Genomic DNA, 16,522 nt, shown 5'->3' on the forward strand with positions numbered 1-16,522 from the left:
GCATCGAGTAGCATGTGAAGATCGATGCCAATTCGCTCCGGGGTTAACCCCGGAGCGAATTGGCGCTGACCTCAAACTGGGGAATTTTCATTCGGCACATTTGGGGAGAATACATCCGGCACCGACACGGGGTGCAGATTGGCGCGCAGGACCTCGTCCAGCACCGTCAGTTCGACCGCATCGAGCCGCTGCGGGCGGACAAGACCGACATTGTTGATCACGCCGTCGAAGCGAAAGCGAGCCGTGAGATCCTTCAGCGCGTCATCGGTCGCCCGCGTATCGACGAGATCAACGGGCACAAGCACTCCGGGAAAATTTGATCCAGCATTGCGTGCAAGGCCGACAACCTGATGTCCGCCGCGTGTCAACCGGTGCGCAAGCGCCAGACCGATGCCCTTGCTGGCGCCGGTGATGAGGAAAGTTCGAGACATCCGAAACCTCGCCAAGAGGGTCCCCGACCGCAACAGCGGTCGGGGGCAATATTCACGCGGAGAAGGTCGCGGTGCGACGCAGCGCCGGAAGCATATCTTCAGGCTCGGGGCGGCGGGTGTAGTCGGGGTTCACCTCGGCATAGAGGATCGTGCCGTCCTGACCGATGACGAAGCGACCGGGCATTGGTAGCGTCCAGCTCGGATCGCCGTTGAATGCCGGAAGGTCGTTCTTCAGGCTCTTGTAGAGGTCAACCAGATAGCCGGGCAGTTCGAAGCGGAGGCCGAAGGCGGCGGCGACATCGTTGTGCGCGTCAGACAGGATCGGAAAGCCAAGTTCGTTCTGCCGCACCGACTTGCGGCTGTTCACCGCGGTCTGGGGCGAGATCGCAACGAGGTTGGCGCCAAGCTTGTCGAATTCGGGGAGCGCTGCCTGGAGCGCCTGAAGCTCCATATTGCAATAAGGGCACCACACGCCGCGATAAAAGCTCACCACAAGCGGTCCCTGGGCAAGGAGGTCTGCGGACGAGACGGGATTGCCGTCCGGGTCGTTCAGCGTGAACGGCGGCGCCTGGTCGCCTGCCTTGAGCGCGCGGGTGGCGGCACCGCTTGCGATCAATTCGGCGGTTGCGCGGCGCATCGTTTCGATGACCGTCGGCGGAACATTGTAAGGCGGTCTGCCCGCCTCGAAATCGGCCTTGAAGGCATCGAGTTTGGCTTGAAGCGTCATGTCTGGTTTCCGTGTTTTTGGGGTGGCGGGGGGAAGATGAGCCAATCCTGCCCGGACCGGCAGCCGTGTGAGAGGACTATCGCTCATTCCGTAATGGAATGCCGCTCAGGCGGCGTGCGCGTGGAAAGGATAATCGGTGTAGCCGCGCGCATCGCCACCGTAGAACGTTGCGCGGTCGTAGGGCGTGAGCGGAAGGCCGAGGCGGAGCCGATCGGGCAAATCGGGGTTGGCGATAAAGGCCCTGCCGAAGGCCACGGCATCGGCGTCGCCTGTTTCGAGCACCGCCTCGGCGCCTGCTCGGTCGAAGCCGCCGGCGGCGATCATGGTGCCGCGGAAGAGGGGACGGAGATGACGCACTGCGACCGGCTTGGTTGCCGCGATCAGTTCCGTTCCCTTGATGCGTGGTTCGACAACATGGAGATAGGCGATACCCAGCTCGTCAAGCTTGGCCGCCGCATAACCGAAGGTTGCTTGCGGATCGCTGTCCGACATCGAGCCATACGTGCCGCTCGGGCTCAGGCGCACGCCGACCCGATCCGCGCCAAAAGCGGCGATCGCGGCCCGGGTGACCTCAAGCAGAAAGCGCGCCCGGTTCTCGATCGGCCCGCCATAGTCGTCGGTCCGCATGTTGGTGCCATCCTGCAGGAACTGATCGGGGAGATAGCCATTGGCACCGTGGATTTCGACGCCGTCGAATCCGGCCGCCCTGGCACGCGCGGCGCCTGCGCCGAACTCGGCAATGATGCCGCCGATCTCGGCTCGCTCCAAAGCGCGCGGCATCGTGAATGGCACCGGCCCGTGTGCGGCATAACCATAGCCGTCAGCCGCGATAGCCGATGGCGCAACGGGAGCCTCGCCGTTTGGCTGAATGTCGGGGTGCGACTGACGTCCGACATGCCATAGCTGCATCACGATCTGACCGCCGCGATCATGTACGGCGTCCGTGATCGCCCGCCAGCCCGCGATCTGCGCGTCATCGTAGATGCCGGGCGCGCCGGCATAGCCATAACCCTGGCGCGAAATCGGGGTCGCTTCCGAGATGATGAGGCCACCAAGCGATGCCCGCTGCGCGTAATATTCCCGCATCAGCGCGTTCGGCCGATCGCCCGGACCGGATCGCATCCGCGTAAGCGGAGCCATGACGACACGATGGCCGAGGGACAGCGCTCCGGCCGCTATTGGTGTGAACAATTTGGACATGACGATTGCTCCTCGATTGGTGCTTAGGCGGAGGGGACGAGCGCGTTCACCCGGTCGAAGGCGCGCTGAACCGCAGGCCGCGCCTCGATTTCGGCGTACCAGCGGACGATATTGGGCATGTCGTCGAGCCCGACGCCGGCAAACTCGCGGCGCCACAGCCAGCCGAAATGGGCGATATCGGCGATCGTGAACGCGTCCCCGGCGACGAAGCGGCGTGTCGCCAGCACGCCGTCAAGAACGGCGGCTGTGCGGCTGGCTTCGCTCGAAAAGCGCTCGATGGCGATCGGCTGCGGTTCGGCGGCGAAACGCTGGAAGAAGCCGGATTGACCAAACGCCGGGCCGAGAGCTGAGGCGTGGAAGAAAAGCTGCTCGAATACGCGCGCTCGCGCCTCGCCGGACGTGGGCAGCAGGCGGCCGGTCTTCTCGGCGAGATAGACCAGGATGGCGGCGGACTCGGTCAGGACAAAACGTCCGTCCGCCGCGTCGGGGTCGACCAGCACCGGAACCTTCGCGTTCGCGTTGAGCGCCACGAAAACGGGCGCCTTCTGCTCGCCCTGCCGAACGTTGACGCGGTGCAGGGCGTAGTCGAGGCCGAGTTCTTCCAGGGCAATCGGCACCTTGATGCTGTTGGGGGTGGCGAAAGCGTAGACGTCAAACATGGTCGTGTTCCTTGAGAGGCAGACGGGTCCGCGGCATCGGTACGGCCGGCGCAAGGAGCGCCGGAAACGGGGCGCTGGTGATCCGAAAGGGCAGACGGCCGTCGAGCACGACAGGCGCCGTGCCGGTGCGTATCAGCCACGTCAGCATGATCTGGCACTCCCATCGCTTCGGTCCGTCTGAAGGCGTGCGAGACAAATGCCTCTATCCCGCTCGACACGGCAGCAGGGCATGAGCGATAACGGTCATTCCAAGGAGGAATGGCATGGATCGGTATCAGGCAATGTTGACCCTTGTGCGGGTGGTAGAGACCGGCTCCTTTTCGGCTGCCGCGCGCCAGCTGAACGTCGGCCAGCCGGCCGTTTCCAAGACGATCGCGCAGCTCGAAGGGAGGCTTCAGGTCAGCCTGCTGATCCGTTCCACCCATGGACTGACACCCACCGAGGCCGGTCAGCGCTTCTACGAGCGTGCCAAGACCGCTCTTCAGGAGGCGGACGAAGCCGAGCTTGCCGCGCGCGGTGCAGGCGCCGGATTGTCAGGGTGCTTGCGCGTTTCGGCGGCGACCACCTTTGCGCGGCTTCATATCATCCCGCTCCTGCCGCATTTCCTGGAACACCATCCGGAGCTGGAGATCGATGTTATCCTTGATGATCGTGTCATCGATCTGGTCGCCGAGGGGGTCGACATCTCGCTTCGTATGGGCGCGCTGCCCGACTCGTCCGCAGTCGCGCGCAAGCTGGCGACGGGCGGTCGCTCTGTGTTTGCGACCCCCAGCTACCTCGCGCGCGTCGGAGAACCGCTCGCCCCCGCCGACCTGGCCGAGCATGAGACGATCATCTACAGCCAGTTGTCGAACATGTGGTCGTTCAGGCGGGACGGAGCGGTAGCATCGGTCACGGTGAGCGGCCGGCTGCGGGTAAGCGCAGCCGAAGGACTGCGCGCGGCGGTGTTGGCCGACATGGGCCTTACGATAGGCTCGGACTGGATGTTCATGCCGGAACTGGCAAGCGGCGCGGTCAAGCGGGTGCTCACCGACTGGAAGCTTCCACCGATCGACCTTTGGGCCGTTTTTCCGGCCGGGAGAATGGCGAGCGCCAAGGCGCGCCAGTTCGCGAGCTTTGTGGAAGGGGCAATGACGGGCAGCTATTCCGGCGAGGCATAAGCCTTATCGCCTCGCGCTATCGTCTGTCGCGACCTCGAACGGCCTAGCCGGACCTCGCGCCACCGCTTCCGGAGGCCCGAAAATCGAGGATCACATCATGGCAACGTTCGACACCTATCGCGACGCCTTCTCCAACGCCCGCCTTACCCGCAAGGAGAATGGCGTGCTCGAAGTCGCGCTGCACACCGACGGCGGCAAGCTCATCTTCAACGGCCACACGCACGAGCAGTTCGTCGAGCTATTCCATCAGATCGGTGAGGATCGCGAGAATCGCGCGGTGATCCTGACCGGCTCCGGCGACGCTTTCATGGACGCGATCAATCCAGAGGGTTTCGACTTTTTCACCCCTCAAGGCTACGACAAGATCCTGCGCGAGGGCCGCAAGGTGCTGTCGAACATCCTCGACATCGAGGTGCCGATGATCACCGCGTTGAATGGGCCGGTGCTTCTGCATAGCGAATATGCGCTGCTGACGGACATCATCCTCGCCACGCCCGAAACCGTGTTCCAGGACAAGCCGCATTTCGAATTCGGCATCGTGCCCGGTGACGGCGTGCACGTCCTTTGGCCCCACGCGATAGGATCGGTCCGCGGCCGCTATTTCCTGCTCACCAGGCAGGCACTCGATGCCGAGACCGCGAAGGACTATGGCGTCGTGAACGAGATCGTGCCCGCCGATCGCCTGCTCGCCCGCGCCCATGAGATCGCCGACGGCATCGCCGCCCTGCCGCCGCTGACCGGCCGCTACACCCGTATCGCCCTGACCCAGACGTTACGCCGGCTGATCGATGAAGGCACCGGATTCGGCCTCGCGCTGGAGGGTATCAGCGCCGCCGACGTTGCGCGCTCCATGGCCGCAGAGGGGTGACGCAACGCGCTGCCCGTCGGCGCCGGGCTGCGCGTTCGACCAAGCGCAGCCTTGATGACAACCATTCGCTGCAACACGGTCGACGCCGACGACTGCGCCAGCTCCATACCGCACGTCGGCCCAACACTGCTGCTGCCCCGCTAAGTTGCTGCATTCTCGCGGCATCTGAAACGATTGGCGGGGGTCGCAACTCCAAGCATCTGGCGCAGCGTACCCGAGCCATATTCGGACTGGGAAACGCCGCGTTGCCTTAACAGCGGTATCACGCGCTTCGCAAACTCGTCTTCCGCGTACGGAACCACAGCGGGAACCAGCATGAACCCGTCGGCCGCGCCATCGGCATGCCAGTCGCACAGGGTGTCCGCGACGTCCCTGGCCGAGCCCACCAGCGTCAGATGTCCCCGCCCTGGTGCAAGCGCCTCATAGGCCTGGCGTACCGTCATTCCCTGGGTGATGCCCATCCGGTGCATCATCTCGAGCCGGCTCTTCGACGCGTTCGTCTGGTCGATCGCTGGCATGGGTCCGTCGACATCGAGGTTGGACAGGTCGATGTCGCCCAGCAGGTTGCTCAGCAAGGCCACGCCGGCCTTCGGATGGATCAGCGACTGGAGACTGGCGAACCGGTCTTCCGCCTCGCCCTGCGTCTCGGCCACCACCGCCATGACGCCGGGCATCACCACGAGCTGATCGGGATCGCGACCGGCGGCAGCGGCTTGATCCTTCATGCCGGCATAGAACCGCCGGGCATTCGCCTTGTCCTCCTGCGCGGTGAATACCACGTCGGCACTGCTAGCCGCGAGCGCCTGGCCGGGACCGGATGAACCGGCCTGGATGACCAGCGGATGGCCCTGCGGAGGGCGTGGCACGTTCAGCGGACCGGCGACGCTGAAGAAGTCTCCCCGATGATCTAGCCGGTGGAAGCGCCCCGGGTCCACTGCCACGCCAGCGGTTTGGTCGCCCAACACCGCGTCTTCTTCCCAGCTGTCCCACAGCCCCTTTACCACATCGACGAAAGCTCCGGCGCGAGCATAGCGCTCGGCATGGCCGGCATGAAGGTCCACTCCATGGTTGCGCGCTTCGAGATCGGATTGCGATGTCACAACATTCCAGCCCGCACGACCGCGACTTATGTGATCGAGTGAGGCCAGCGCCCGCGCAACTCCGTACGGCGCGTTGTACGTGGTCGAAATAGTCGCCGCGAGCCCGATCCTGTCTGTCACCATGGCTAGTGCCGCGAGCAGGGTAACGGGTTCCAGCGAGAGGTGGGCATGCCGCGGATGACGCAGTTCCATCCCGGTCGGATGATCGTTCACATACAGGGAATCGGCAATGAACAGCATATCGTAGCACGCCTGCTCCGCTTTTCGGGCGACTTCGGCGAACCAGCCGACATCCGTGGCGCGACCGACCGGCGCCCCGGCCATCCTCCACGAGGCGATATGCGTGCCCGTGCCGGTCATCAGCAGAGCGAGTTTCATGCGTGAATGCTGGGGCATTGCCATCCTCTCCGATTGTCCCCGTCACCTTCTCGGACATCCAGCGGACGGGCAATCGGCCATGGCGGAGGTGTCCGGTCTCCGGACGCTCAGCGCCGATGCAGGGTCGCGAACAGTCCTGCGGCAAAGATGAAGCACAGCACGCTCGACCACAGCGCCGGCTCAGCGCGGCCGAACAGATCGAAGATCGCGCCGAAGGCCGCTGCTCCGGCGGCCATGCCGATGTAGAATCCCATGGCCAGCAGCCCGTAGATCGACGAGTAGGCGCGCAGATCGAACTGGCGGGCGCAGAAGAAGCTCATCAGGTCGAGTTCCGCCCCGACGCTGGCGCCGAACAGGACGATGCCGGCGGCGATGACGGCCACGTTCGTCCCGGCGACAGCAAGGATAGCGGCCCCGCCGGCGGCGATCAGCACGATAGCCGCCGCCCACAGAGCCGGCGCAGACCGGTCCAGCACGAGGCCGGTCACGATTCGGCTGGCCATGACGGAGCCGGCCAGAAGCGAGAGGAGCCATCCGCCCTGATGCATGGACAGGCCACGCAGCGCGAGGATCGGCTGGAATTGCGTCACGACGCCCAGCGAGCCCGCGCTCAGCGCGAAGACTGCGGCGATCAGCACCCAGAACGGACGACTGTGAATTGCCTCGCTCGTCAATTGCCGCACCAGTCGCGGATCAGCCTGCTCGCCGCCCGTCCTCGTCTGCGCGCCACCCGTCCTGTCCCGGCGCATGAGAATCTGCGCGACAGCGGCGCCGAGCGCGGTGAGACCGGCCAGGCCAAGGTAGGCAGTCCGCCACCCGCTGCCTTCGATCACGGCGGCAACCACCGGGGGAAGAATGACGGCAAATCCGGCAATGCCGAATTGCGCCAGCGCCAGCGCCGTGCCTCGGGCACGGCTGAAACGCCTCGTGATCAGGCGTGTGTACGTTACCGGGCCGGTCCCCGACCCCAATAGGTTGAGCACGAGAAAGGCGACGAAGTACCACGACAGCGCACCGCTTTGCGCGGCCAGGGCAAGGTATGCACAAAGTTGCGCGATGGCCGAGAGACCTGCCACAGCCGCAACGCCGAAGCGATCGGTCAGCCTGCCGACGAGAGGCAGGATGCAGGCGGTGAGCGGCAGGACCAGGAAGGCCACGCCCGCCGCGGAGCTGCTCCACCCGAACTCCTGCCTGAGCGACAGGAAGAACAGGCTTGAGATGGCGGTATAGCCTGCCACCCCGAAGGCCAGCCCGAACGTGGCAGCGGCGAGTTCGTGCCATCCTTCGCGCAATTCGGCGCGAAAGGCGCTGCCGGCCTGCATTAGCTGTCGGCGCCGAGCGAAGCAGCGCCCGAGGCGATTTCCGCTGCGGCCTGCCGCATCTGGCCGAGGTATCGCGCGGCCGCTTCCTGCGGCCCCATGCTGCGGCGGATGAACGTCATGTTGACGCAGCCGAGCACGCGATCGCCGGCCAGGATCGGAACCGCGATGGCGCCGGATTCGTGCGGCTCCTCGCCGAAGCGTTCGCCATATCCATTGGCCCGGATCCGATCCAGCATGGCTTCGAAAGCCGGACGATCCGCGGCAAACTCGTGCCCCGGCTCGCGCGCCTCGATGAGATTGGCCACGATCTGGGCACGTTCATCGGCACCGCAGAAGGCCAGATAGGCGCGCCCCGTCGCGGCGCGCAGCACGGGCAGGCGATTTCCGACGACGCCGCGGTCGATCGTGAGGGTGCTGGCGGCGCGGGTCGTCTCCCGGATCCACATGAGGTTGTCCATGAAGATGCCCAGGTCGACCGGCCAGAGCACCTGCTTCTGCAGCTTCCTGAGAACCGGGCGCGCGACTTCCGTGATCCAGTCTTCCTCGTTGAAGCCTTCGGCCAGGCCGCGGATGAGCATGGTCAGACCATAGCGCCGCCGCGACAGGTCGAGCCCGACATAACCTGCCTCGCGCAGCGTCTCGAGCATGCGGTAGAGCGCGGGCCGCGATATGCCGGTGCGGCGGCTCAACTCGGTGACGGTCGCGCCGTTGCGCGTGTTGAGCGCACGCAGGACTTCCATGGTGCGCAGCACCGTTCGCATGGGAGCCGCATCGTCGCGCGGATCAGTCCGATTGGTTTGCCCGGCCATGCGGGCAAACGTAGCGCGTGGGGCCGTGGGTATGCAAACCGGGGGCGCCTGTGTCGGGGCGCAGATCATTGTGCCTCCGGCTCGTCGCCATAGGTTTCCACCTCCAGCGTACCTATGCCTTCGATCTCCGCCCTGACCCGATCGCCCGGTTTCAGGAACTCGCTCTCGCTGCGCGCAGAGCCGGCGGGCGATCCGGAGAAGACCACGTCGCCCGGCTCGAGCGAGATGATGTGGCTGATGGTGGCGAGTTGTTCGGCGATCGGGAACAGCATGTTGGCGGTTGTGCTGTCCTGCTTCAGCTCGCCGTTCACCCACAGCCGGAGTCTTAGGTCCTGCGGCGCGGCAATCTGCCCGGCCGGGCGGATGCACGGCCCCATCGGAGCCCAACTGTCCTGCGCCTTCGCGCGGACGAGGTCGATCCCGATGGCCGAGCCGCGGTCCAGCAGGTCGCGGGCGCCGAAGTCGATCCCGACCGTATACCCGGCAATCGCCGCAACGGCCTGAGCTTCCGTCGCGTTGCGGAGTGGCTGGGCCAGGACGACCGCCAGCTCGATCTCCCAGTCGAATTGCGAGACGTTCCAGGGGATCCGGATGGTGCGGCCCGGCCCGACGATAGATGTGGTGGGTGGGCGCAGGAACAGCGGCATCTTCTCCCAGCGTTCGGCCGGAAGGTTCATCTGCTCGAGATGATCGCGATAGACCGCGCCGACACAGACCAGCTTGTTGGGGTAAAGCAGTGGCGCGAGCACCCGGGGTTGGTCTATCCGCGCCGCTGCGGGCAGCGGTTCGTCCGGGATGTGGTCGAGCGTGCCGATCAGTCTGCTCCAGTGTGGCATCATGGCGCGCAACCCTCCCTCGGGCACGTCCGCGACCACGCGATCAAGGCGCCACCAGCCATTCTGGGCAGCCAAGGCGGCGACCGGGCGAGAGTCGAGCAGCACAGTTCCCAGTGCATATTCCATCGGTTCTACCTTCGAATTTCCGGGTAATGGGGCCGCACGCCGGCGGGTTCAGTCGACCAGCCAGGGATTGCCTTCATCGGGCTTCACCTCGGGGCCATGCTTCTCTTCGGTGTAGAGGCGCAGGCGGTGTCCGTCGGGGTCCTCGACCACGATCAGCCAGGCCTGGATCGCGGTGATCTCCTCGGAGTGCGGCACGGCCAGCTCGGTCAGGTGCGCGCGCCACTCCTGCAGCGCTGCGCGGTCCGTCACCGAAAGGACAATGGGGTTGAAGCGGGCGTGGGTGTGCGCGCGCGACGGATCGAGCCGCAATTCGAGCAGCGTGCCCCAGCCCGGCATTATCAGGATGTGAGCGTAAAGCGCGCCATCCGCTTCGCGCCGATGGTCGGCTTCGGGAATGCGGCGCGCGGCGAACACGCGCTCGTAGAAGGCAAGCGACCGCGCCAGGTCGGACACCGGCAGCTTGAGGTGATGAATTCCTTGGACGATCGGCATGGGGCTCTCCGGGCGCTTTCGTTGAGCGGGCTATAAACGGGCTCCACGCGGGTCCGCGACCAACTTCCCACGTCTGTCCGGCTGCCGGACACATGCTCCGCCGCCGCTGGACAGCAGCGGCGCGCCGCGATCAAGAACCCGCAAAAGCCAAGGGAGAGAACCGCATGACGCGCTTTCATCACGGCGGAGCATCCGCGCTCTGCATCGCTGCCGCTCTCATGAGCCTGCCCCTGTCCGCAAGCGCGGCAGAAGCAGGCGCTGCCGAGGCAGACCAGCCGGCCAACGGTGGCGTGCCGGACATCGTCGTGACGGCCCAGCGGCGTTCGGAATCGGTGCAGCGCTCGTCGGTGGCGATCCAGGTGTTCTCGGGCGAGGCCCTTCGCTCGGCCGGCGTCAATCAGGCGCGTGACATCTCGAAGCTGACTCCGGGCGTCGTCATCGGGCAAGGGGGCGCCGCAACCCAGATTTACATCCGTGGCGTGGGGGACTTCACCTCGACGCCGATCACCAATCCGGCGGTGGCGACCAACGTGGACGGCGTCTACGTTGCCCGGTCGCAAGCCATCGAAGGCAATTTCTTCGACCTGGAGCGCATCGAGGTGCTCAAGGGGCCGCAGGGGACGCTGTATGGCCGCAACGCCAGCGGCGGGGCGGTCAACCTCATCACGGCCAAGCCCAAGCTCGGCGAAACCAGCGGAAACGTCGCCTTCGAGGGCGGCAACTACGATCTGGTGAAAGCCGAAGGCGCGGTGAACTTGCCCCTGGGGTCGACCGTGGCGGTGCGCGGCGCCTTCCAGATCGTCCATCGCAACGGCTACTCGTATGGCGGCACCGACGACGACAAGCACGAAAGCGTCCGTCTGCAGCTCTACTGGGAGCCGAGCGCGAACTTCAACCTGCGCCTTTCGGGAGACTATTCGCACATCGGTGGAATGGGTTCGGCGGCCGTGTTCAAAGGGGTCGCTCCCTCGATCGCGGCAACCCTCGCGAAGCTTGGCGTTGCGTTACCGTCCGATCCGCGCGCCAACGGCACCGACCCTTCACTCTCGGCGATCTACTATGGCATGGCGGCGGCCCTGAACCGGTGTGCGCCCAATGCCAACCTGGCCCTGGCCGCCACGTCGGCCGGCGTCTCTCCGATCGTGGGGCAACAGGGCTTCTGCCCGGCCGGCACGAGTTCGCTCTACTCTCCGCCGAGCGGATCCTACTTCGGCACGAACCTGCACGTGAACAACCGCTTCCTGAACTTCAGCGGCGAGGCCAACTGGAAGACCGGGAGCGTCACCGTGACGGTCCTGCCGGCCTATCGGCGGACCCGGAACGACTACCGCAACAACATCATCTTCACCTTCGACAGCGCCCCCTTCGGCAAGCCCGAAGCGTCCGATGCCGCGTCGCTGGAGGCCCGGGTCGCCTATGACGACAGCCGGCTGAAAGCCGTGGCAGGGTTCTATCTGTTCGATGAGCGGCAGACGATCGCCACACGGGCCGATGCCGGCCTGGTCGCGGGCGGCAATGTCACGCTCTACCATCTCGGCACGACCGCTTACGCCGGCTTCGGTCAGGCCACGTTCAGCGTCACACCGGAGTTGCGCCTGATCGCCGGGCTGCGCTATTCGGTCGATCACAAGACCATCGAGGGCCAGGGGCTCGTCCAGTATCCGGCCACCGTCTTCTTCCCGGGTGGCCCCTGCTTCGGCGCTGCTGCGATCTGCCCTCGCGACAGCTTCTCCAACGTGCGGAATTTCCGCCGTGCCTCCTACAAGGTCGGCATCGAATACGACCTAGGGCCGCAGAACATGGTCTACGTGACCTACGCGACAGGTCACAAGTCCGGCGGGTTCAATCCCTTCTCGCTGCCCGGCACCGTGAATACCGCGTCGTTCTACAACCCCGAGCAGGTCGGCGCGCTTGAGGTAGGTTCGCGCAACCGCTTCGCGGGCGGGCGCATCCAGCTGAATCTCGAAGGCTTCTACTGGAAGTACAAGGACGCGCAGGAGTTCATCACCACGCTCAACCGGGTGGGTGGTGCCGCCAATGCGCTGACCAATGCGGGCCGGGCGACCGTGTATGGGCTTGACGCGCAACTGGCCCTGAGGCCCACCAGCAACGACAGCCTGCAGATCGGCGGCGAATACCTCCACACCAAGTTCGACTCGTTCGTGTACCCGGCGGGCGGTGCGGTCGCCGGCCTGACCACCGCCTGCGGCGTGACGCCGGCAACGCCGTTCCCGATCATCGACTGCAGCGGCCGTCCCTTGCCGCGGGCGCCCAAATTCTCGGGCACTGCCAGCTACACTCACACCTTCCAGCTTGCCGGCGCAGGCCGGATCGATGCGACCGTAGCAACCCAGTTCTCGTCGTCGCGCTACCTCACCATCGATTTCACCGATGCCTCCCGGGCGAGGGGCTTCGCCACGCTCGACGCCAATCTGACCTGGGCCCCCAACGATACGTTCAAGGTCTATGCGTTCGGACGCAACATCACGAACCGCCTGGTCTATACGGGGGCCTTCACCCAGCCGCTGCTGCCCAGCCTGACGCTTGCCACGCTGGGCGCACCCCGCACCTATGGACTGGGCCTGTCCGCCAAGTTCTAGCACCGCCTGCAATAGCGGCCCGCGGGTGGCCGGCGGGCGGTCCTGGGCCGGGCGCCGGACGAGCCCGACCACCGCCCGGCAAATCACACCACGGCCGCTTCCTACAGGGGGACGGCCGTGGTGTACTTCACCTGGGCAAGGGCGAAGTGCGACGATCCCGTGGCGACCGAGGCATGTCTCAGCACCGTGCGCATGAGAAACCGGTTATAGTCCTCGACATCGGCGACGAGGATGCGAAGCATGTAGTCCCAATCGCCCGACATCGAATAGCACTCGATGATCTCGTCGCGCGATGCGATGAAGTTTTCGAAAGCCTCGGTAGTCTCGGCCGAGTGGTTCTTGATCTTGATGTGGCAGATGACGTTGACCCCGCGGCCTATGCGCGCGGCATCCACCAGGCGGACATGACGGCCGAGGATACCGTCGGCTTCCAGCGCACGCATCCTTCGCCAGCAGGACGCCGTAGAGGCACCAACCCGCTCCGCAAGCTCGGCGTGGCTGATCGACGCGTCGCGCTGAAGCTCGTGAAGCAACTTGCGGTCGATCGGATCGAGCGGCCGGCTGCTGGTCAAGCCACATCCCCATCGGCATCGGGCCGGTGCTCGGGCAAGGCCCGATCCAAGGCATCCAGGTCCCTGCCGAGGCATCGGGCATTGGAGTTCTGCGGCACAAGACCACGCGAGGCGATCGTGCGGTGCCGTGGGCCGGACTGCTCGCCCTGACGCAGGTGCCATGCGCGCTGAACGAAATCCAAGCCTTTGAAATTAGGCACGATTCGTGCCCGGTATGAAGCGGGCGAGCGCCCGCTGCCGTGGAGCGCCGCGCTCATGACAGACGGCCTGCGCGGGCGGCGAATCGCGGTGGTGCGTAACCACCATCATCGTGGCCCGAGCCTCCCACGGAAGGGTTGTGATGGAGCGTCATCTGTATTCCTGCAAATATGATATAATTACATCAATATTGCTGACGTACTCGCAATATTTGAAACGTTTTTTCATGCGCGTACGCTACATTCTCATCATGGCAAATGCAAGTGAACTGCCGCCCGGCGCGGCTCCGGATTGGACCATCCCGCAGGGCTGGGAGACTTACACTCCGGCCGAGCACGCGATGTGGGATCGCCTTTTCGAGCGTCAGTCCGAAATGCTCCGGCCGCGCGTGGTACCGGCGTTCATGGAGGGGCTCGATGTGCTCAGGATGACGAAGCCGGGAATCCCGGACTTCGACGAGTTGAACGAGCGCCTCACCCGCGCGACCGGATGGCAGGTCGTGGCGGTGCCGGGCCTGGTGCCGGACGAGGTGTTCTTCGAGCATCTGGCCAACCGTCGCTTCGTTGCCGGACGCTTCATCCGCAAGCCTGACCAGTTCGATTACCTGCAGGAACCGGACATCTTTCACGACGTGTTCGGTCACGTCCCGCTGCTCGTCCATCCCGTGTTCGCCGATTACATGCAGGCCTACGGCGAAGGGGGGCTGCGGGCCGCCCGGCTGGGCATGATAGAGGCCCTGGCGCGGCTGTACTGGTACACGGTCGAATTCGGGCTGATCCGCGACGGCAGCGATCTCAAGCTCTACGGCGCGGGCATCGTCTCGTCCTACGGCGAAAGCGTGTTTGCTCTCGACGATCCGTCTCCCCACCGCATCGCCTTCGATCTCGAACGGGTCATGCGCTCGCAGTACCGGATCGATGATTACCAGCAGAACTACTTCGTCATCGAGAGCTTCGAAGACCTGCTGCAGCAAACGCGCGACGCCGATCTGGGGCCGATCTACGAGCGCTTGCGCGGGCATGAGCCAATCGCGGTCGGGACCCTGCTTCCGGCCGACCGGGTTCTCCACGCGGGCACGCAGGACTACGCACGCACCAGGGCCGGCGTATGACGCTTCGGAATCAGGCATTTGCGGGCCTTGAGCCGCAACAGCCGGACGGGCTGCTGGCCCTGATCGCGCAATGCCGCGCCGATCCACGGCCCGACAAGGTCGATGTGGGTGTGGGCGTCTACCGGGGCGAGGCTGGCGGCACGCCCGTGATGCGCGCGGTCAAGGCCGCGGAGGCGGCCCTTGTCGCCGGGCAGGCCAGCAAGTCTTACCTCGGGGCCGAAGGCGACGAGCGCTTCGCCCGGCTCGTGTGGCAGCTAGTGTCCGGCGAGGAGCGGTTTGGCGAACGTCGCTTCGGCCTCCAGACCCCCGGCGGGACGGGCGCCTTGCGCGTCGGGGCCGAACTGATGGCTTGCGCGCGCCCCGGCGCGCGCATCTGGCTCGGCGAGCCAACTTGGCCCAACCATGAACCGATCTTCAGCGGCGCCGGTCTGGAGGTGCGAACTCATCCTTACTTCGACGCCACCACCGGGGGCATCGCTTTCGACGCGATGATTTCCGCGCTGTCGGACGCGCGGCAGGGTGACGTGCTGCTGCTTCACGGTTGTTGCCACAATCCAACCGGAACGCAGTTTTCGCGCGAGCAATGGCGGGCTCTTTCAGCGCTGTGCAACGAGCGCGGTGTGGTCCCCTTCATTGACCTGGCCTACCAAGGGCTGGGTGACGGGATGGAGGAGGACGCTTGGGGCACCAGGCTGATCCTGGACACCGTGCCCGATGTCCTCCTGGCCTACAGCTGCGACAAAAACTTCGCGATGTATCGCGATCGGGTTGGCGCGTTGTTTGTACAGGCCGGGAGTGCGGCGATGCTGAACCTCGCGAAAGCCAACGCGCTGACCATTGCCCGAAGGCTGTGGTCAATGCCGCCTGACCATGGGGCAGCGGTGGTCGGAACGATCCTCGACGATCCGGATCTGCGGGCAGCCTGGCAAGATGAACTTACCGGGATGCGCCAGCGGCTTCAGACGGTGCGGGAGAAGCTGGCGGCGGCCCACCCCGTTCTGGCTCTTGTGGCCCAGCAGCGCGGCCTGTTTTCCCGACTTCCCATCGCCCCCGATGCGGTAGCCGCCGTAAGGCGTACGCACGGCATCTACATGCCGGATGATGGCCGGATCAACATCGCCGGGCTCAACCAGGCCAACCTCGATCATTTCGTGGAAGGGGTGCTTCCCCATCTGATCGCTGGTCGGGATGCCAGCAACTGCAATTCGCGAAGATCGCAGGAAATTCCCGCATGAAGCTCGTTGTAACCGGCGCTAACGGCTCCCTGGGATTGGCGGTGATTGCGCTGCTGGAGCGGCAGGGGCACGAGATTGCACGAATTGTCAGAGGGACAAGTGCCGATGAACCGCTCACGATCGTCTGTGAGGACCTGGCGGACGCGACTGCTGCGGAACGCTCGATAGGCAAAGCGGTAGAAGCTCTCGGCAGCCTTGATGGCGTCGTCCATCTTGCAGGGGCGTTCGAATGGCAGCCGGTCGTGGCAAGCGACGCGGCCTTGTGGCGGAAATTGTACCGCGCGAACCTCGAGACGACCCTTAATGTCGTTAATGCAACACTCCCACACCTGAAAGCCGGAGGGGCCATGGTCACGCTCGGCGCCGCTGCGGCGGAACCGAGCGGGGCTGGTATGGCACCCTATGCTGCTTCGAAATCCGCGGTGGCGCGGCTGACGCAGAGCCTTTCTGCCGAACTGGCCGGGAGCGGCATTCGCATCAACACTTTGCTGCCGTCCATCATCGACACGCCGGCCAACCGCGCCGCGATGCCCGAGGCCGACCGATCGAGCTGGACGCATCCCGATGCCATAGCCGAGGTTGTTTCGTTCCTGGTGTCGCCTGCTGCCCGCGCAATTCACGGTGCTCTGATTCCGGTGACCAATCGCGTTGCCCATTAACGCAATTTGAGAGGAAGAAGACGTGAGCCTGTTCGAGAA

Annotated in this window: 18 protein-coding genes; 6 read left to right on the top strand and 12 right to left on the bottom strand. The window is 65.2% G+C overall.

The window, feature by feature from the left end:
* Nucleotides 1-71 precede the first annotated feature (71 nt).
* The 5 genes from EH199_RS15805 to EH199_RS24430 form a co-directional block, all read right to left on the bottom strand.
* Entirely contained in the window at nucleotides 72-431 is a 360-nt protein-coding gene (locus EH199_RS15805) for an SDR family NAD(P)-dependent oxidoreductase (protein ID WP_124810229.1), read from the bottom strand.
* 52 nt (nucleotides 432-483) lie between these two features.
* Nucleotides 484-1,158, bottom strand: a complete 675-nt coding sequence (locus tag EH199_RS15810; RefSeq protein WP_124810230.1) for a peroxiredoxin-like family protein — start codon at nucleotides 1,156-1,158, stop codon at nucleotides 484-486.
* A 105-nt stretch (nucleotides 1,159-1,263) separates the two neighbouring features.
* Complete coding sequence (locus EH199_RS15815; protein WP_124810231.1) at nucleotides 1,264-2,358, bottom strand: alkene reductase; 1,095 nt, start codon at nucleotides 2,356-2,358, stop codon at nucleotides 1,264-1,266.
* Nucleotides 2,359-2,381: 23 nt separating this feature from the next.
* A complete protein-coding gene (locus EH199_RS15820) occupies nucleotides 2,382-3,017 on the bottom strand; it encodes a glutathione S-transferase family protein (protein WP_124810232.1) in 636 nt (211 codons plus the stop codon).
* Nucleotides 3,010-3,165 (bottom strand): hypothetical protein, encoded by a 156-nt coding sequence (locus tag EH199_RS24430; RefSeq protein ID WP_190287291.1) that lies wholly within the window; start codon nucleotides 3,163-3,165, stop codon nucleotides 3,010-3,012. Before EH199_RS24430 ends, EH199_RS15820 begins: the two co-directional genes overlap by 8 nt.
* 115 nt (nucleotides 3,166-3,280) lie before the next feature.
* Here EH199_RS24430 and EH199_RS15825 point away from each other — a divergent pair, with 115 nt between their 5' ends.
* The gene (locus EH199_RS15825; protein WP_124810233.1) at nucleotides 3,281-4,177 is read left to right on the top strand and encodes a LysR family transcriptional regulator; all 897 of its coding nucleotides are present in this window, start codon (nucleotides 3,281-3,283) and stop codon (nucleotides 4,175-4,177) included.
* Between the two features lie 163 nt (nucleotides 4,178-4,340).
* Nucleotides 4,341-5,045 carry an enoyl-CoA hydratase/isomerase family protein gene (locus tag EH199_RS15830; protein WP_255420454.1) on the top strand — a complete coding sequence of 235 codons (705 nt, stop codon included), beginning with the start codon at nucleotides 4,341-4,343 and terminating at the stop codon, nucleotides 5,043-5,045.
* Between the two features lie 140 nt (nucleotides 5,046-5,185).
* On the opposite strand, the gene EH199_RS15835 is transcribed toward EH199_RS15830, so the two are convergent.
* The 5 genes from EH199_RS15835 to EH199_RS15855 form a co-directional block, all read right to left on the bottom strand.
* A complete protein-coding gene (locus tag EH199_RS15835) occupies nucleotides 5,186-6,523 on the bottom strand; it encodes an LLM class flavin-dependent oxidoreductase (protein WP_190287292.1) in 1,338 nt (445 codons plus the stop codon).
* 107 nt (nucleotides 6,524-6,630) lie between these two features.
* Nucleotides 6,631-7,845, bottom strand: coding sequence for an MFS transporter (locus EH199_RS15840; protein WP_124810236.1), 1,215 nt, complete (start codon nucleotides 7,843-7,845; stop codon nucleotides 6,631-6,633).
* Complete coding sequence (locus EH199_RS15845) at nucleotides 7,845-8,654, bottom strand: IclR family transcriptional regulator C-terminal domain-containing protein (protein WP_190287293.1); 810 nt, start codon at nucleotides 8,652-8,654, stop codon at nucleotides 7,845-7,847. The genes EH199_RS15840 and EH199_RS15845 overlap by 1 nt, the downstream gene beginning before the upstream one ends.
* Nucleotides 8,655-8,719: 65 nt before the next feature.
* Complete coding sequence (locus EH199_RS15850) at nucleotides 8,720-9,616, bottom strand: fumarylacetoacetate hydrolase family protein (protein ID WP_124810238.1); 897 nt, start codon at nucleotides 9,614-9,616, stop codon at nucleotides 8,720-8,722.
* Between the two features lie 48 nt (nucleotides 9,617-9,664).
* Complete coding sequence (locus tag EH199_RS15855) at nucleotides 9,665-10,108, bottom strand: VOC family protein (protein WP_124810239.1); 444 nt, start codon at nucleotides 10,106-10,108, stop codon at nucleotides 9,665-9,667.
* Between the two features lie 164 nt (nucleotides 10,109-10,272).
* On the opposite strand from EH199_RS15855, the gene EH199_RS15860 reads away from it, so the two are divergent.
* Nucleotides 10,273-12,708: a TonB-dependent receptor gene (locus EH199_RS15860; RefSeq protein WP_190287294.1), complete on the top strand. Its 2,436-nt coding sequence runs from the start codon at nucleotides 10,273-10,275 to the stop codon at nucleotides 12,706-12,708.
* A 101-nt stretch (nucleotides 12,709-12,809) separates the two neighbouring features.
* Here the strand turns inward: EH199_RS15860 and EH199_RS15865 are convergent, their stop codons facing one another.
* Both EH199_RS15865 and EH199_RS24435 read right to left on the bottom strand, forming a co-directional pair.
* A complete protein-coding gene (locus tag EH199_RS15865) occupies nucleotides 12,810-13,280 on the bottom strand; it encodes an Lrp/AsnC family transcriptional regulator (RefSeq protein ID WP_223806710.1) in 471 nt (156 codons plus the stop codon).
* The gene (locus EH199_RS24435) at nucleotides 13,277-13,537 is read right to left on the bottom strand and encodes a hypothetical protein (protein ID WP_190287300.1); all 261 of its coding nucleotides are present in this window, start codon (nucleotides 13,535-13,537) and stop codon (nucleotides 13,277-13,279) included. The genes EH199_RS15865 and EH199_RS24435 overlap by 4 nt, the downstream gene beginning before the upstream one ends.
* Nucleotides 13,538-13,728: 191 nt before the next feature.
* Here EH199_RS24435 and phhA point away from each other — a divergent pair, with 191 nt between their 5' ends.
* The 3 genes from phhA to EH199_RS15880 are packed head-to-tail and all read left to right on the top strand — an operon-like array spanning nucleotide 13,729 to nucleotide 16,483.
* The gene (phhA, locus tag EH199_RS15870; protein WP_124810274.1) at nucleotides 13,729-14,589 is read left to right on the top strand and encodes a phenylalanine 4-monooxygenase; all 861 of its coding nucleotides are present in this window, start codon (nucleotides 13,729-13,731) and stop codon (nucleotides 14,587-14,589) included.
* The gene (locus EH199_RS15875; RefSeq protein WP_124810242.1) at nucleotides 14,586-15,824 is read left to right on the top strand and encodes an amino acid aminotransferase; all 1,239 of its coding nucleotides are present in this window, start codon (nucleotides 14,586-14,588) and stop codon (nucleotides 15,822-15,824) included. The genes phhA and EH199_RS15875 overlap by 4 nt, the downstream gene beginning before the upstream one ends.
* Nucleotides 15,821-16,483: an SDR family oxidoreductase gene (locus EH199_RS15880; RefSeq protein ID WP_124810243.1), complete on the top strand. Its 663-nt coding sequence runs from the start codon at nucleotides 15,821-15,823 to the stop codon at nucleotides 16,481-16,483. The genes EH199_RS15875 and EH199_RS15880 overlap by 4 nt, the downstream gene beginning before the upstream one ends.
* Nucleotides 16,484-16,522 lie beyond the last annotated feature (39 nt).

This window comes from Novosphingobium sp. LASN5T (genome assembly GCF_003856955.1).
GTDB lineage: Bacteria > Pseudomonadota > Alphaproteobacteria > Sphingomonadales > Sphingomonadaceae > Novosphingobium.